This is a genomic window from Nostoc sp. 'Peltigera membranacea cyanobiont' 210A, from assembly GCF_002246015.1.
Taxonomy (GTDB): domain Bacteria; phylum Cyanobacteriota; class Cyanobacteriia; order Cyanobacteriales; family Nostocaceae; genus Nostoc.
Genome location: NZ_NOLJ01000008.1, coordinates 67,971 through 84,538 on the forward strand (window position 1 = coordinate 67,971; position 16,568 = coordinate 84,538).

The window sequence follows — 16,568 nt, forward strand, 5'->3', positions numbered from 1 at the left end:
AGTTTGTAGTTATGTATTAGAAAACTGAAAAATGCTTACTTACAGCATAGACGATCGCACCAACAAAATCATTCACTAGCATCCTTTGGAAACAATCGGCTCAAGTCTAATAATGCATCTTCAAATCCAGGAATCGCCGCTGACTGGTTAGATAGAGAAATCTGCTTGCTGAGATAGCTAAACTTATTTTGAGCATTTTGATATGGCTCACTATGACGCTCAAGTTGACGAGCCGGCAAATTTACAATCCAGTAATAAGAAATTCCAGCTTCTGCATACAATGACAACTTGATTGTTTGATCGTAATCTATAGTTTTATCCGAAATTTCAATTACTAACAAAATATCTTCTGGATAGGGATGATGAGCAAGATAATCTTCATCTCTTCCTTTTGCAATTACAACATCCGGTTCAGGCTCACTTTGATTAGGAAGGGTGATCGGATCTTGTCCGCGGATGACTGCTCGATCGCCTAGAAGCCGAGCCAATTGACGGCACAGGATAGAACTACAAACTGTATGAGGTGTTCCCTTTGCTGTCATTTGAATCAGTTCCCCTCGAATCAATTCAATACGATCGCCCTCTGTCAGAAATCCGAGTTCAATCAATTGATGGTATTCTGCGATCGCAAATCGTTTAGGTGTCACAGCATTCATGAGACATCTTTCCAATACTATTTGTACACTAACAGAGATTAAACTGACTGCGTTGTTTACTGCCGCAGGCGTTGCAATGACTCAAATTGCTGCCAACAAAGGTACAATGCACGCGGTACGTGAAAACATCCTTTCCATTTGCCGCCTTTGAGGTTCAACAATACTTCTCCACGCCGATTCAGATAGCCAAACCACTCACCGTATTCTGAATCAGCAAAGTGTGACCAGGTGTAATCGTGCATCTTTTGATACCATTCCCAACAGACCTCACGCCCTGTCAGGCGATAACCCATCGCTAATGCAACCAAAGACTCTAGGTGAACCCACCACAGCTTTTGATCCCATTCCAATTGTTGTGGGGGATGACCTGCTGCATCCATAAAGTAATACAATCCGCCATACTCGTTATCCCAAGCAAAATTCAGGATGTTTAGCACCACATCAACGGCTTGGTTAATAGTTTTGGTATCGTTTTGGCGACGCGCGATGTCCATAATGAACCACATAGCTTCGATACCGTGACCTGGGTTAATCAACCGCCCCTCAAAACAATCGATGTGGGAACCGTCAGGGGCAACGTTTTCGTACATTAGTCCCCGTTCTTGGTCGAGAAAATCGGTCATCACTTCGCGGACTGTCTCAGCTAGGACATTCTCTAGTGTTTCTTTTGGCAGCAACCATTCCATTTCTAGAGTCAGGTTGGCTAAAATCATTGGTACAGCCAATGATTTCATCGGGCGTGTGCCGGGATAGGTTTTATTATATTTGCCCTTGGGGTTATCTTTGCGGCGTAATACGTTGTTGTAAGCTTGTATAGCTACATCCTTTGCCCATTCTTCGCCGCCAGCGAGTGCATATTTACTAAATGCCATCGCCGCAAAGCAATCAGAAAAGATGTTGTAAGGGTGAACCAATGGTTTCCCTTCACGGGTGAGGGCAAAGTACCAGTTACCATCGCTATCTCTACCATGTTGGGCGAGAAAATTAGCGCCGTTGCTGGCAATTTTTAGCCAATTTTCGCGCTTTTCTAGCTGGTTGTAAAGCATGGAAAAAGTCCACACTTGGCGGTTTTGTAGCCAGATGAATTTGTCTGTATCATAAATTTTGCCTTCGCGATCAAGGCAGGTGAAATAGCCGCCTTGCTGCCAATCGAGAGAATATTTTTCCCAAAAGGGGAGTACGTCGTTGAGGAGGGCGTTTTTGTAAAGTTTAGCGTAGGCGTAGCCCGCACTTCGGCTCCTTTCGACTTCGCTCAAGGCAAGTCGCTCAGTGACCGCTGGAGGCATCGCTTGAAAGTCCTTCTCCATAAATTTGCTCCCCTTTTATACCAAAACCAACAGTTTAACAGTTATCATATTTTGACTCGAACATGGAGCGTAGGCGTAGCCCGTCGTAGACATCGCGTCTGTCTTTTACAAGATTTAGTCAGCAGCAGGTATACTTCTATCTTGTATCTTGCACCAATTCTCAATAACTGTAGGGTAGTTTTTTAGATATGAGGTTGTTATGAGTCAGATTGAACGAGTTGCGATCGTTGGAGGAAATCACGGTAATGAGTTAACAGGAGTACATTTAGTCAAAAAGTTTCAGCAATATCCTAATTTAATTAACAGGGCAAGTTTTGAAACTCTGGCATTACTTGGTAATCTCAAAGCTATTGAAGAAGGCAAACGATACATTGAAAAAGATTTAAATCGTTGTTTCACTAATCAAGGCTTACAAAATCCCCAACTCTCAAGTTATGAAGATACGCGGGCGAAAGCAATCCAACAGATACTGCAACCGCGAAATCAGCCCTTTGTAGATGTAATTGTTGATTTGCATAGCACAACTGCCAATATGGGGTTAAGTCTGATTTTTTGTGATATGCATCCTTTATTACTGCGCTTAGGCGCTTATTTAAGTTCTATTAATCCTTTAGTGAAAGTCTGTATTAATCAGGAATCCAAAGAAAATGGTTTTCTCCGTTCTTTGTGCGAATTGGGTTTTGTTATAGAAGTTGGGGCTGTGGCTCAAAATGTTTTAAACGCCGAATTATTTCAAGAAACAGAACAGCTTATTTATGCAGTTTTAGATTATTTTGAAGGGTGCAATCAAGGGAATATTCCGCAGACAAGCAATCACCTTACACTTTATAAATACATTGGAACTGTCGATTATCCTAGAAGCGATGCCTACGGTGGGCTGCGCCTACGCGGGGAAATTCAAGCCATGATTCACCCCCAGCTTCAGTTTAGGGATTATGAACCTTTGCATCCAGGCGATCCAATGTTTCTGACTTTTGAAGGAAAAGATATTTTCTATGAAGGAGCGTCTACTGTTTATCCTATTTTTATTAATGAAGCAGCTTACTACGAGAAAGGAATTGCGATGTATTTAAGTCAAAAGCAGGAAGAAATAGTTTAATTTTTCATCACCTTCGCCTCAGTTTTATCTCTATTTTTATTCCCTAAACCCCTAAACCACAAATCCCAGAACTACAAATTAGTCGATTTCTTTAGCTATAAAAATTAAGCAGACAAATATTTTTGGCAATTAATATCAATTTTCTGCTCGCAATAACCAAAAGCCGCTATAAGTCATACCAGAATCATCGGGTTGAACTAACAAAAAATGCAATCCTCGGCTTTGCTGCTTGCGTTGTTCAAATGCTTGGGCTGCTGTGGTAACTTCTGGATCTTCAAATGTGGCAACAATCCATCTATCTACCAAGCTAGCTTCTAATATTAAGCCATCCGGTGCGCCAGAAATGTAGTTCAAGCTGACGGCACGGGCTTGCTGCAACCACCGTGCTATACGCATTGATTGCCGTCCCCCATAAATTACTACCCCAGGAACAGGAACTGTTGATGCTAAACCCAAATTGATTGGTTTGAGATGTTCTGGGATGTGCAAAATGGGAATGGGGCGATCGCTAAATCTCGTTTCTACATCACTAGCAGCTAAACTTGCAAAACGCCATTGTTCTCCCCAGAGATTTTCTGGTAATGGTGCTGGGGGTGGTTTATCCAGCGTTGAGGGATATTGCTTTTCTTGTAACCACTGCTTTAACGCCAAGGTGTGGCGGGTAGGTTCGACATTAATACTTAAATTGCGTCCAGCCGCCTCAATTAAACTTAGTGACTGCGGACGAAACACCTGAATCACATCTGGCAATTTTTCACCTGCGGCTAGCTCAAGTTGAGTAGTAACCCAATTAGAATTTGCTGCTGACTGGAGACAGGTGGCTTCATACTCAAAGCTGCGAGTTGCGTCACAAATCAACAAATCCCATAAAATTTGTCCAGATGCATCTTGTGAGGGACGACGATAAAAATCAACCTGCCAAATTTTCATTTATTTGAAACCAAAAGCGTTAATTGCCTTTTCTATTCAGATTACTCCCTTTGGGCCATGAGATTACTTGTAGCAGTTTTCAATTGCCTGGATTACACACAATTCTTAGGGGCGCTTTGCGCCCCGCAGGGATGGGATGTTTTTTAGCTGGAAGTCCTTAAAGAGCTTGAATCCATTCTTTGACAGAATATTCAGTCCAAATCCCATTTTTCCAGTAAGGGTCATTTTCAATCAACTGGCGGACAGTAGCTTCGTCTTCAGCTTCGTAAATCCCAAAAACTTTTGTGACATCTTTGGTGGGGCCAATGGTAATCAGCACACCGGATTCTTTCTGTTTTGCTAATCCGTCTAAATGAGCTTGACGGTGAGGGGTGCGTTTTTCGAGAACGTCTTCACAGTAAGTACCCCAAAGTACATATTTAGTCATAATTGCTTGTTACTCCTACTGGTTAATAAAATATTACTCTGGCGGTTTCTAAGCGCCCTTTTAACTCAAACTTTAGACTCAATTCGTTGCCTCAACCAATCACGAAAATTAGCATGATAAATACTATAATGTATTTCTGCTGCTATTGATTCTAAATGTAAAAACTCTCGCCATTTGTCTAAAATTACCTTGATTTCATATTCATCTGTATCTAATCTTTCAGCGATCGCTTCTATTGATATTGATTGCTCTTGAACTAAGATATTTAACACCTGCAAAGCCATTGGTTGCTGTTTACGGGTTGCTAAATTCATTTTTTCTAAATGATTTTGGTAATATATCTGTAAATTTTGGGGGTAAATATCCTCATTAATAGCTGCTAATATTTCTTTAACATACATAAAATTCGTTTCATCATCAAAACCTTGTGTCATCTTGAGCAAAACACCTCCGGGATTCTTCTTTTCGCTCAGGCTACGCACCCTGTGGGTAGCCGCAGAAGCTTCTACAGAATGAGATAATTCATTTAAATAAGTTTTAATATATTTCTGGATATCAGCGCGATTTTGTTCAGGGTAATTTGATAAATCTAAAGATTGGGCTGGTGTTTCAATTAATAAACCTGATTTATCTGCCAAAAAAGGACGACGGCTAAGGATAAAATAAACTTTTTCGGGTAGATAACGGGGTAAATAGAATATGTTTGAGCCGCGTGGTTGATTGTTGATATCAATTCTATCGCAGCCATCTATAGTAATAATTAAGCGTTGTTTTGGTTGCAATCTATTGCTGATTTGTTGCAGTAACAACGATAAAAAACCACTGTCTTCTGTGGTAGAGTCAGGAAAGTTAGCGGTGAGATTTTTAATACCTTGATTTTGGGCGATTTCTATTAATTGAGTGCAAATCGTCGTCAGAAATTCCTCAACGCGATTTTTACCAGTAATTTCGACATTGTAATAAACAACTCCCGGATTTTGACTTACATAATGGGCAAGAATGGCACTTTTACCAATGCCAGGATCGCCGATAATAGTAAAGTAGCCCCGGTCAGATTGATTGAGAAATTTGTTGATAGCAGCAAAGACAAATTCACGACCGACAAAGTTTTGATTTTTAGCGGTAATGATTTGCTGAAATTCTAGGGGATATCTGGGGATATTGATAGGATTTTCAATGATCGGTTTCATTTTTTAACCCCCTTCTAAACGGAGAAAATGAACACGCCCTGATGGTTCTCCTGCTACAATTGTCAATCCATCTGGGGAAACTGCACAGCAAATTATAGGACTATCACCAATAAAAGTAGAGATTTCCTTTCCTGTCTGCAAATCCCACACTTTCAGGGTGTTGTCCTCTGAAGCAGAAACGGCTGTTTTTCCATCTGAGGCGATCGCTACTGCTCTTACCGAGTCGTTATGACCAGTCAGGGTAGAGATTTCCTTTATTCTTAGTAAATTAAATCGTTGCTTGAAAATGTAAATGGCATACTTGAAAAGATTTTTCTTTATTTCTTCTATTTCCTTACCTGTGTGCAAATCCCACACTTTCAGGGTCTTGTCCTCTGAAGCAGAAACGGCTGTTTTTCCATCTGGGGCGATCGCTACTGCATATACCGGGCGGTTATGACCAGTCAGGGTAGAGATTTCCTTTCCTGTCTGCAAATCCCACACTTTCAGGGTGTCGTCAGATGAATCAGAAACGGCTGTTTTTCCATCTGGGGCGATCGCTACTGTATTTACCCAGAAAGTCAGAGTCAGGGTAAAGATTTCCTTTCCTGTCTCTAGATCCCACTGTTTCAGGGTCTTGTCCTCTGAAGCAGAAACGGCTGTTTTTCCATCTGGGGCGATCGCTACTGCTCTTAGCCAGGAGTTATGACCAGTCAGGGTAGAGATTTCCTTTCTTGTCTCTAGATCCCACTGTTTCAGGGTCTTGTCATTTAAAGCAGAAACGGCTGTTTTTCCATCTGGGGCGATCGCTACTGCATATACACTGTCGTTATGACCAGTCAGGGTAGAGATTTCCTTTCCTGTCTGCAAATCCCACACTTTCAGGGTGTTGTCATTTGAAGCAGAAACGGCTGTTTTTCCATCTGGGGCGATCGCTACTGCTATTACACTCGAGTTATGATCAGTCAGGATAGAGATTTCCTTTCCTGTCTCTAGATCCCACTGTTTCAGGGTGTTGTCAGATGAAGCAGAAACGGCTGTTTTTCCATCTGGGGCGATCGCTACTGCATATACACTGTCGTTATGACCAGTCAGGGTAGAGATTTCCTTTCCTGTCTCTAGATCCCACTGTTTCAGGGTGTTGTCAGATGAAGCAGAAACGGCTGTTTTTCCATCTGGGGCGATCGCTACTGCACTTACCCAGGAGTTGTGACCAGTCAGGGTAGAGATTTTCTTTCCTGTCTGCAAATCCCACACTTTCAGGGTCTTATCCTCTGAAGCAGAAACGGCTGTTTTTCCATCTGGGGCGATCGCTACTGCATATACACTGTCGTTATGACCAGTCAGGGTAGAGATTTCCTTTCCTGTCTGCCAATCCCACACTTTCAGGGTCTTATCCTCTGAAGCAGAAACGGCTGTTTTTCCATCTGGGGTGATCGCTACTGGATATACCAGGCGGTTATGACCAGTCAGGGTAGAGATTTCCTTTCCTGTCTCTAGATCCCACTGTTTTAGGGCGTTGTCATTTGAACCAGAAACAGAAACGGCTGTTTTTCCATCTGGGGCGATTGCTACTGCTATTACATGGCTGTTATGACCAGTCAGGGTAGAGATTTCCTTTCCTGTCTGCAAATCCCACACTTTCAGGGTCTTGTCATGTGAACCAGAAACGGCTGTTTTTCCATCTGGGGCGATCGCTACTGCATATACCGGGCGGTTATGACCAGTCAGGGTAGAGATTTCCTTTCCTGTCTCTAGATCCCACTGTTTCAGGGCGTAATCCTCTGAAGCAGAAACGGCTGTTTTTCCATCTGGGGCGATCGCTACTGCATATACCGGGCGGTTATGACCAGTCAGGGTGCGTATTAGGTTTCCCCCTGGAGTGGTTAAACTGGCTGTAATGGGGCGAAATCGAGGAATTTCACTTTTACTTTGTGCTGCATCTGACAATATTGTCTGAATTTCTGGCTGGGGAAAACTCTGCAACCTTCCCCATAATTGTCCTACTAATTGATTAGGATCTTGATTCAAAACATGGGCTGATAACTGTAGCGCACGTTGAATTAATTTGAGGATTTTGACTTGTTCGGTTTCTAGTTTTTCGTCTTCTTCTAACTTCTGTAATATTTCCGGCTCTTCAATTAAGGCATAATCCCTAATTAGGGCTTCTATTCCAAATTTCGGATATTGAATTTTTAAAGAAATAAAATCAAAATCCGTGAGAGTTCGATAATAAGTTTCTGAGTTCCCTACCTTTAATTGTTTTTCAGGAAACTGCCCTAGAAATAAACTTTGAAATTCATCAGTTTTTAAGGCTATTTTATTGGCAAGTCCGCCCATTTTATTCTATCTCCTTTGCCATATAGTTAGCCATACTCTTATTAACTTCTCTAAACAGCTTTCGACCTTTATCTAGTTCTTCTTGTCCTTTGAGAAAATCTAAAAAACTGCGATGATAAATACTATAATAAGGGTTTTTTACATCTTCTTTTACTTTGGGTGTTACATACTCAACCCAATCATTTAAGACCGATTTAACATCCGGTTTATCCTCATCAAGAATTTCTGCAATCATGTTTAGAGATATTGGCTCACCTCTTTCCACCAATATATACAGTGTTTTGACCTTCTTTTCATTAGATTCCTTATCCATGCTCATCCGATTCCAATGAGTCCAATAATAGTCCTGAAGACCTTGCGGTAATCCTTTTAAAGTTAAATCATTGTATTTACCTTTAGATATTTCCGGTAATAGATAACGCAAATATATGAAATTATTTTCACTCTTGACAGCTATTTCCTGAGTAAAATTATCCTCAGAAATATTGCGCTCATTAATCCAGTTTCTTAGTTTTTGCTCATTATTCAAAAATAAGTGAAGATACTCTTTGACATCTTCCTGACTCAAGGCTGTATAATCACTTTTTGTTAAATCTAATTCATCTACAGGAGTATCTGGAGACAAAGTTAAACGCTTTGTTTTTTGATTATAAGGTCTTCTAGTCAGTAAAAAATAGACTCCATCGGGAAGATGTTTTGGTAAATCTAAAAGATTACCATTTCCTTCTTGCTCTACTTCATCTAGCGCATCAACAACAATGACAAGTTTTTGTCCTTTTAGTTCTTCACTAGCTTTTTGCAATAAAGTACTTAAATCGACATTTTCTGCATTTTGGAGGGAATAACGCTTAATTAATTGTTGACGAATACTTGCTAAAAACTTTTCTGGTTTGTTGCGTCCTTCCGCGAAAACATTAAAATAACAAAGAACTTTAGTAGCTAAAACATATTTAGCAGCGATCGCACTTTTACCCATACCTGCATCCCCAACCACAGTAAAATAACCCTTTGGTTGAGTGCTGAAGAATTTTTGAATAGCCTTGAACACAAAATCACGACCGCAGAATAAGCGTGTTTTTTCAAATATTAAGGCTTTAAACTCTTTGGGATAAACATCTAAATTCCAATCTGGATAAGACTGATATCGTGAGGCTTTCGTTTGTTTAGCGATTGTAATAAAAACTTCACCAAATTCTTCTAACTCGCCCAAAAAGTTAATTTTAGCATTGATTATCTGGGCTTTTAGTTCGCTATTTTGATGAAGAAATTCTTTTGTTTGATCTTTAAATTTAACGGGATCATTATTACTGTAAGCATCCCAAAAATAATCTTTAATTTCTTTTTCTCTAAACAAATTTAAAATTGCTTCAGGTTTAAATACACCATACTTTACCAGAGTGTAACCATAAACAGTATCAACATCATCAGGAATTTGGGTAGGATTGAGTTTTAATTCCTGTAAAATTTTGATAACAGCTTCGTTTTTTTCAGCTTGTTTAATAATTAGTTGACTAACTTGAGGAGCATACTTACTAATCACTGAAGTAATGGCGGCAAATTCTATCATGGCTTATGACCGAATATTTATTTTTTTATGAGTAGCGTCAGAGCAAATTATATAGTAAATACTGTTGATTGGTAGTATGTAATACTACTGTATTCAAGCAACTGGGATTAGTATTATTAGATGCGATCGCCTCCTCCCCGTCTACCCATACACGATTATCATTATTATTAAAGATATTTTGAGTATTTTAACTGATTGACAAAAGACACTTTGTCTCAACTTATCACCTATGGGCTACGCCTACGCATTTGTTAATTCGGCGAACTCATTTGTTGATTCGGCGATCGCATTTGTTGATTCGGCGAACGCATTTGTTAATTCGGCGAACGCATTTGTTGATTTGGCGAACTCATTTGTTATTTTGGCGAACCCATTTGCTATTTCGGCGATCGCATTTGTTGATTCGGCGAACCCATTTGCTATTTCGGCGAACCCATTTGCTATTTCGGCGAACCCATTTGTTATTTCGGCGAACCCATTTGCTATTTCGGCGATCGCATTTGTTGATTCGGCGAACCCATTTGCTATTTCGGCGTGTCCATAACGCACCCTACTGGCGAATGGCACTTACTTAAGCAGGATTTAGATCCCCGACTTCTTCAAGAAGTCGGGGATCTGGGCACCAACTTTATATAACTTCTAACTTCTCAAGTTGACGCCGAATTTTTCCACCAAAGCTTCGCGGACTTTATTGTGTACTGGTTCAACTTCAGCCTCAGTCAAAGTGCGATCGCTAGCCCGATAAATTAAGCGGAATGCTAAACTCCGCTGTCCTTCGGGGACGTTTTCACCACGATATTCATCAAATAATTCCACCGATTCGAGCAACTCTTTACCAGCTTTGGTAATTACTTTTTCAATTTCGACAACTGAGATTTTCACTGGTGCGAAAAAGGCGATGTCGCGATCGCTAGCTGGATATGTAGAATAGGGCAGGAATGTGGGGACGAGAACTTCATCTTGTTCTAGCGAATCTAAAAGCACATCTAGATCCAACTGGAAAACGTAGACGGAATCTGGTAAACCTTTTTCGCGTCGCAATTGGGGATGGAGTTGCCCAAAAATACCCAGTCTGTTACCCCGAATCCATAGAGAAGCGGTGCGTCCTGGATGTAAGCGATCGTCGCGGCGATCGGGTTGAAATTCGATTTCCAAGCTAAGTTGCCGAAATACACTTTCTAAAATGCCTTTGGCTTCAAACCAGGTGATGGGTTCTTCGCGTCCACTTTTTGACCATTTGCCAAGGGTGCGATCGCCTCCGATAATTCCCGCCAGGGCTTCTGTTTCTTGCAAACCGTCTTCTTCTTGCCAGAAAATTTGCCCGATTTCAAAGCCGTTAAGGGCACCATTACCCTGCTCTAAATTGTATTGAAAGGCATCAATTAACCCAGATATCAAATCGGTTCGCAGCGCTGAATATTCGACAAATAAGGGGTTGGACAGGACTATATTTCTGTCTTCTCCTGGTTTGACTAAAGAATAGTGGATTAATTCTGTCAATCCTTCAGCCCGGAGGAAAGCTCGTAATTTGCGAATTAGTTCTTGATCTAAAGGTAGATAACCAGCTTCCGCTTTTTCTGGTAAAGTATCACAGAATTTGTTGTAACCATAGAGACGGGCGATTTCTTCAATTAAATCAATTTCTCGCTCTAAGTCACGGTAACGATAGGGTGGGACGGAAACTGACCACGTAGGTTGATGGCTGCTATCTTCTCCTGAAGGAGTTAATTTACATCCCAATGCAGTCAGGATGCGCTCAACATCTTGTTTTTGCAGTTCACCTGTATCCTCTTCTAAATCGATGGGACCTAATATCTGATTAACTCGGTCTAAACGCAGGGCGATAGAACGACTCCAAGTAGACGGATCGGGGCGGGTGTCAGCAATTTCTTGCTGGACTATAGTTCCACTAGCTAATTCGCTAATTAAGGATAAAGCGCGGCGATTAGCTGTTTCCAACTCAGCGCGGTTAACTCCCCGTTCGTATCTGCCAGAAGCCTCACTTCTTAAGCCCACACTCCGGGAAGAACGGCGAATTGCCACGGAATCAAATAAAGCTGCTTCCAAAACTAGACTTTGAGTACCTTCATGGACTTCCGTTTCTTCCCCACCCATGACTCCCGCCAGTGCAACGGGTTTGTCGTTAGCGGTAATTAACAAATTTTGGGATGCTAGGGTGCGAGTTTGTCCATCCAGGGTTTTGAGAGATTCCCCATTATTGGCGAAGCGAACGCCGATGGTTAAATTTTGGCTACTTGCAACAGATTTTATGCGATCGCGGTCAAAGGCGTGCAGTGGTTGTCCCCATTCCAACAAAACGTAGTTAGTAATATCCACCACATTACTAATGGGACGTACCCCAGCCGCCCGCAAACGCTGTTGCATCCATTCGGGAGATGGAGCAATTTTCACCTGTTCAATTACCGTACCGATGTATGCAGGACAAGCTTGGGTATCGGCAATTTTTAAAGCTAAATTTCCGGCATTTTTGGGAATAGAGACTTCACCAGGTTCAGGAATGCTCAACTTTCCACCCGTTAAAGCTGCTACCTCTCTGGCTACACCTACCATACTCAAAGCATCAGCGCGATTAGCAGTTGCGGTGAGGTCTAAAATTACATCATCTAAACCCAATAACGGCCGGACATCACTACCCAATGGTAAATTTTCCTGGGTAAAAATATGAATTCCATCGACATCGGTGGGCAAACCGAGTTCCTTTAAAGAACAAATCATGCCCTGAGATGGGACACCACGTAGTTTTGCAGGTTTAATTTTTAAATCGATGTTGGGTAAGTAAGTACCCGTAGTTGCCACTGGGACATAGATATCTGCCTTCACATTGGCAGCACCACAGACAATATTTAAAGTTTCACCTGTACCGATATCGACTTGGCAAACACTCAATTTATCGGCGTTGGGATGGGGTTGACGCTCAAGCACTTTGCCGATCACCACGCCATTTGCCCAAGTGCGGCGGTCTTCAATCTCTTCAACCTCAAACCCCGCCATTGTCAGGGTTTCGGCTAATTCTTCTGGACTAAGTTTTATCTCTACTAGTTCGCGCAGCCAATTTAGAGAAATACGCATGGAGTGTGCTTGTTTTAGGAATCGTCTTTTGCTCTTATTTTAGGGTGCCTGCTAGCGATCGATGGCTACTCGCCCTGCAAGGCGTACCCTTTCACTTGAACAATCCTACTACGTTAGACTGCCAATGTAAAAATTAAGTAAATACTGAGAATGTATCTACGCAGGGAAGTAAGACATTATTTTATTTGGTTGATTTTGACGTTAAACTACATACGCCCGGATTTTTCACAAGCGAGAAATCCGGGTGTTTTGTTTCAGACAAAAGCGTGTCAAAGGTTAGTCATCTACGGTTTACTAACAACAATTTTAGCAATGTAGTCTTTGAGTACAATCGTCTTTTTGCTATTTGGGTACGGGGAAACTCCTATCAATGTCACCGAATATTTATCTAAAAATTGAATTGGTAAAGCATCACGACCTGGGACAAGGGTTAGCATTAATGTTGAAACTTGCTTACCATTTTTTATGATGTCTAATCCAATAATAACTTGCCCTTGCCAAATACAAGTTACATCAGAAGGACACCGAGAATCCTGGATAACTTTTGAAAATTTGATTTCAATATTTTCAGTGGGGAGGTAAGCTGTCTTTCCATATTTTAGATAAAATGGAGTATTAAAAGTGGTTCCAACTCTAGCCATCAATTGTTGATGATGACCTTGAGCAATTGATTGAACTTCTATGTTTGAAGGCTTGATATTTGATAAAAGTCCATAGCTAGGAAGAGAATTTCCTCCACCAATCAATGTTAATATAACTGCTGCGCTCACTACACTTTTCATTTTTTATGCTCCATAGTCAGGAATTTTATTATTAGTTGAGCCAGAAAGTAGACTTATAAATTGTTCTGTTTTCTCCTAGAGTTGAGTTTTTGCGTCTGAGAGCTAAAGACCAGACTGAAGTATCAACAATGACTTTCATCGACTCCGGCGCTGTTGCTTGTAGTCATAATTATCGTCGTATTCAATCGTACCAAATAGCTCCAGAATTTTCAGTTGTTTTCGACGCTGTACATACTCTCGTAATGCCTCTTCAACAACAGCATTCTTAGTTGGATGATCGCCAAGTTCCAGTAGCTCTCCTTAATTAAGTTTTTGTCAATTTCGAGATTAGTAGTCATGTGTAGATTATCGCACAAAGTAATGTGCATAAAAAACTCATTGGAGTGGTTAATTTAAGTCAAATGCATAAAGACTATTTTCAGTAATTCCGCGCGAGTAAACGGTTTAGTCAGATATCCAGAAGCCCCAACTAATTTCGCTTTTACTTTGTCTACAATCCCTTTATTCCCAGTAACAAAGATAATAGGAGTGTTTTGAAATAGGGAATTATTTCGTATAATTCGGCACAACTCATAACCATCAATTCCTAGCATGTTTAAATCCAACAAAATTAAATCCGGTTTGTGCCTTATAATTGACAAAACTGCTTTCACTGGATCGTTAATAGTCACTACGGAAAAATTTTCATTTTCTAAGAAATAACTAATTTCTTTAAGAATTGTAGGGCTATCATCTACAGAAACGATTTTGTGGACTTTTTTTACTGTTACAGTAGCAGCCGTTACTCTTTGGGAAGCAGAATTTATGTTATTTGATATTGTTGGTTCCTGAAAGTTTTCTTTTGAAGGAGTAGAAATCTGTGGCAATCGCTGAACAGGAACTATTTTCTCTTCAGGAATATTTGGGTAAGAATTGACAGTGCTACTTAGTTCTTGTTTGGTGTCAACTAACCCTGAAATCAATTTTGAGAAAAGCGATTGCTCCTCAAAAATCTTTGGTAATTTATCATAAGGTGGATCGGGTTCATGAAGGATAATCGCACCCTTAAGGATGTAAGGGTATAAATTGCGAGCTAGTTGAATTTCATCTTGATTCAAAATTACAGCCAGATGACACAGGCTAAAACCTTTCATCCAGTTAATTAAATCTGGCTGTAGATTTGGTAAATCTTGGTCATCAAACTTACTGTTAATCAACAGATATGGCCGTTGATATTGAGAAGAAATTTTTGGTGTAAAAGCCTGCCAATTCTGTAATTTTACTTGGCAATACTCTAGAATTTTTTCTACACCTAGCCTACAAATTTTTGGCATTCTCTCAATTGGTTCTGTTAATTCATAAGTACCTTCTTTGATAAGTAAAAATGATTCAATTACCTCTTTAACTAATTCTTGAACCAGTACTGCTGCTTGTGTAGAATGTAGATGTTGTTGACTAACAAGCCATGATATAGCCTGATACTCAGGAGGGTGGCTTCTCGAATTACTGTCATCTTTGATGAACTGACTGTGTGAGTCAGGTTCAAACATCAGTCTTACTTGTACGCGAACCTCATTAGTAAGGAGTGGAATTTGCTGGCTGAGGCGTCGCAAATGGCGTTCTAGTCGGTCAAAGGGTTCCACTGAATGGGTAGCGTAAGTTATTTTGCCCTGTTCTAAGTAAATCGACCAAGCAACTGAATTACTCAATACTTGTAAACAAGTACTGTCGGAACAATTGGATAATTGTCTTAACAAACTTAGAGGACGTAGTTTGGTGAATGTACCTGAGTTATTCATATTTTTCAAGTTTTTTGCGGAATCAACAACCGAACATTTGTAGATTGAAAATATGATCTATAAAGTATTCTCTTCTTTGTAATATTTTTCTACCCACAAATTATTTATTTGAAAATATGTACATATATTAAAAAATGTAAGGCTCCTAAGTCCTTTGTTACATTTGACACATTCTACTTAATCTATCTCAAAAAACAAGTAAGTGTGAATAAAGGTAAGCATCTATCATAGCTAGATTATCAGTAGAGGTTGGTTAATTCTGGATTTTACTAACTACTGACAACTCTTGAGTGAAGACCTTAATAATGATGTTTATTTATGCCCACTCACTTCCAGAGGCAAATTTGATTCCAAGTTCGCGCAGTTACACTGGTATACTTCTAGAGTGAACGAGCTTAATTATGGTTAATTACTTTTCCTTAAAGAAACGATTCTTCTACATAAAATCTTTAAAAACTTATCTAGGAAAGTTTACGTATTTATTGTACTGTAGGTTTAATGGATATAACTTTTTGGTAGATACATTACAACAGATAATGCTGGGTTTTGATAAACTCTTTTTTGCTAAACTAAGCTGTACTCAAGTTCATCTTAAATATATAGAGAACTTCATGAAAATAATTTGTTTAATAAAGATTAGAGCATCTACCAATAGATACTATATTCTGTAGTCGCCTCGGCGATTGAAACTATATACTCTGAGCAAAGGGAAATAAAGCTTTGGACTTTAACATAACACAAAAAGTTATGCATGATACATTAAGACTTGATGAAGTAGTAGAATTTGCTGAGAACCCAGAACCACGTTGTCCTTGTGTACTTTTATTAGACACATCTGGGTCGATGCAAGGAGAGGCGATTGAGGCTTTAAATCAAGGTTTACTAAGCTTAAAGGATGAATTAGTCAAAAATTCTTTAGCTGCCAGACGGGTGGAAGTGGCGATCGTCACTTTTGATAGTAATATCAATGTAGTACAAGACTTTGTGACTGCCGATCAATTCAATCCGCCGATTTTGACAGCCCAAGGCTTGACTACAATGGGTGCGGGAATTCATAAAGCTTTGGACATAATTCAAGAGCGTAAATCTCAGTATCGTGCCAACGGGATTGCTTACTATCGTCCTTGGGTGTTTATGATTACCGATGGAGAACCCCAAGGTGAGTTAGAACAAGTGGTAGAGCAAGCATCCCAGCGCCTACAGGGAGACGAGGCGAACAAGCGGGTAGCATTCTTTACAGTTGGTGTAGAAAATGCGAATATGACGCGTTTAAATCAAATAACTGTACGTACTCCCTTAAAGCTTAAAGGATTAAATTTTATCGAGATGTTTGTCTGGCTGTCAACTAGTATGTCGGCTGTTTCTCATTCCCAAGTAGACGAACAGGTAGCACTACCGCCCATTGGTTGGGGGACTGTTTAAT

General features: G+C 40.2%; 14 protein-coding genes. 2 read left to right on the top strand and 12 right to left on the bottom strand.

Translation table 11 applies throughout. The annotated features are described in order from the left end of the window. Nucleotides 1-68 precede the first annotated feature (68 nt). Entirely contained in the window at nucleotides 69-656 is a 588-nt protein-coding gene (locus CDG76_RS24810) for a Uma2 family endonuclease (protein WP_094351570.1), read from the bottom strand. A 56-nt stretch (nucleotides 657-712) separates the two neighbouring features. Continuing rightward, complete coding sequence (locus CDG76_RS24815) at nucleotides 713-1,963, bottom strand: AGE family epimerase/isomerase (protein ID WP_223265370.1); 1,251 nt, start codon at nucleotides 1,961-1,963, stop codon at nucleotides 713-715. A 199-nt stretch (nucleotides 1,964-2,162) separates the two neighbouring features. On the opposite strand from CDG76_RS24815, the gene CDG76_RS24820 reads away from it, so the two are divergent. Further along, nucleotides 2,163-3,062, top strand: a complete 900-nt coding sequence (locus CDG76_RS24820; RefSeq protein WP_094351571.1) for an aspartoacylase — start codon at nucleotides 2,163-2,165, stop codon at nucleotides 3,060-3,062. A 135-nt stretch (nucleotides 3,063-3,197) separates the two neighbouring features. Here the strand turns inward: CDG76_RS24820 and CDG76_RS24825 are convergent, their stop codons facing one another. From CDG76_RS24825 to CDG76_RS24870, 10 genes are all read right to left on the bottom strand, one after another. After that, the gene (locus CDG76_RS24825) at nucleotides 3,198-3,992 is read right to left on the bottom strand and encodes a Tab2/Atab2 family RNA-binding protein (protein WP_094351572.1); all 795 of its coding nucleotides are present in this window, start codon (nucleotides 3,990-3,992) and stop codon (nucleotides 3,198-3,200) included. 157 nt (nucleotides 3,993-4,149) lie between these two features. After that, a complete protein-coding gene (locus CDG76_RS24830; protein ID WP_094351573.1) occupies nucleotides 4,150-4,419 on the bottom strand; it encodes a YciI family protein in 270 nt (89 codons plus the stop codon). 65 nt (nucleotides 4,420-4,484) lie between these two features. Beyond that, complete coding sequence (locus tag CDG76_RS24835) at nucleotides 4,485-5,609, bottom strand: AAA family ATPase (protein WP_094351574.1); 1,125 nt, start codon at nucleotides 5,607-5,609, stop codon at nucleotides 4,485-4,487. Between the two features lie 3 nt (nucleotides 5,610-5,612). Next, complete coding sequence (locus CDG76_RS24840) at nucleotides 5,613-7,928, bottom strand: WD40 repeat domain-containing protein (RefSeq protein WP_094351575.1); 2,316 nt, start codon at nucleotides 7,926-7,928, stop codon at nucleotides 5,613-5,615. A 1-nt stretch (nucleotide 7,929) separates the two neighbouring features. Next, on the bottom strand, nucleotides 7,930-9,495 hold the full coding sequence (locus CDG76_RS24845; protein ID WP_094351576.1) for a P-loop NTPase fold protein: 1,566 nt from the start codon (nucleotides 9,493-9,495) through the stop codon (nucleotides 7,930-7,932). A gap of 240 nt (nucleotides 9,496-9,735) precedes the next feature. After that, the gene (locus CDG76_RS24850) at nucleotides 9,736-10,062 is read right to left on the bottom strand and encodes a hypothetical protein (protein ID WP_223265371.1); all 327 of its coding nucleotides are present in this window, start codon (nucleotides 10,060-10,062) and stop codon (nucleotides 9,736-9,738) included. A 72-nt stretch (nucleotides 10,063-10,134) separates the two neighbouring features. Next, a complete protein-coding gene (pheT, locus tag CDG76_RS24855) occupies nucleotides 10,135-12,585 on the bottom strand; it encodes a phenylalanine--tRNA ligase subunit beta (RefSeq protein WP_094351577.1) in 2,451 nt (816 codons plus the stop codon). Nucleotides 12,586-12,869: 284 nt separating this feature from the next. Then, the gene (locus CDG76_RS24860) at nucleotides 12,870-13,367 is read right to left on the bottom strand and encodes a hypothetical protein (RefSeq protein WP_094351578.1); all 498 of its coding nucleotides are present in this window, start codon (nucleotides 13,365-13,367) and stop codon (nucleotides 12,870-12,872) included. Between the two features lie 135 nt (nucleotides 13,368-13,502). Beyond that, on the bottom strand, nucleotides 13,503-13,658 hold the full coding sequence (locus CDG76_RS39705) for a type II toxin-antitoxin system VapB family antitoxin (protein WP_317616141.1): 156 nt from the start codon (nucleotides 13,656-13,658) through the stop codon (nucleotides 13,503-13,505). A gap of 101 nt (nucleotides 13,659-13,759) precedes the next feature. Further along, nucleotides 13,760-15,145, bottom strand: a complete 1,386-nt coding sequence (locus tag CDG76_RS24870) for a response regulator (protein ID WP_094351579.1) — start codon at nucleotides 15,143-15,145, stop codon at nucleotides 13,760-13,762. Nucleotides 15,146-15,892: 747 nt separating this feature from the next. On the opposite strand from CDG76_RS24870, the gene CDG76_RS24875 reads away from it, so the two are divergent. After that, the gene (locus CDG76_RS24875; protein ID WP_094351580.1) at nucleotides 15,893-16,567 is read left to right on the top strand and encodes a vWA domain-containing protein; all 675 of its coding nucleotides are present in this window, start codon (nucleotides 15,893-15,895) and stop codon (nucleotides 16,565-16,567) included. Nucleotide 16,568: the final 1 nt, after the last annotated feature.

Excerpts from the sequence above, each read along its gene's own strand:
- CDG76_RS24810 (WP_094351570.1), bottom strand. The coding sequence starts at position 656 with ATGAATGCTGTGACACCTAAACGATTTGCGATCGCAGAATACCATCAA.
- CDG76_RS24815 (WP_223265370.1), bottom strand. The coding sequence starts at position 1,963 with ATGGAGAAGGACTTTCAAGCGATGCCTCCAGCGGTCACTGAGCGACTT.
- CDG76_RS24820 (WP_094351571.1), top strand. The coding sequence starts at position 2,163 with ATGAGTCAGATTGAACGAGTTGCGATCGTTGGAGGAAATCACGGTAAT.
- CDG76_RS24825 (WP_094351572.1), bottom strand. The coding sequence starts at position 3,992 with ATGAAAATTTGGCAGGTTGATTTTTATCGTCGTCCCTCACAAGATGCA.
- CDG76_RS24830 (WP_094351573.1), bottom strand. The coding sequence starts at position 4,419 with ATGACTAAATATGTACTTTGGGGTACTTACTGTGAAGACGTTCTCGAA.
- CDG76_RS24835 (WP_094351574.1), bottom strand. The coding sequence starts at position 5,609 with ATGAAACCGATCATTGAAAATCCTATCAATATCCCCAGATATCCCCTA.
- CDG76_RS24840 (WP_094351575.1), bottom strand. The coding sequence starts at position 7,928 with ATGGGCGGACTTGCCAATAAAATAGCCTTAAAAACTGATGAATTTCAA.
- CDG76_RS24845 (WP_094351576.1), bottom strand. The coding sequence starts at position 9,495 with ATGATAGAATTTGCCGCCATTACTTCAGTGATTAGTAAGTATGCTCCT.
- pheT (WP_094351577.1), bottom strand. The coding sequence starts at position 12,585 with ATGCGTATTTCTCTAAATTGGCTGCGCGAACTAGTAGAGATAAAACTT.
- CDG76_RS24860 (WP_094351578.1), bottom strand. The coding sequence starts at position 13,367 with ATGAAAAGTGTAGTGAGCGCAGCAGTTATATTAACATTGATTGGTGGA.
- CDG76_RS24870 (WP_094351579.1), bottom strand. The coding sequence starts at position 15,145 with ATGAATAACTCAGGTACATTCACCAAACTACGTCCTCTAAGTTTGTTA.
- CDG76_RS24875 (WP_094351580.1), top strand. The coding sequence starts at position 15,893 with ATGCATGATACATTAAGACTTGATGAAGTAGTAGAATTTGCTGAGAAC.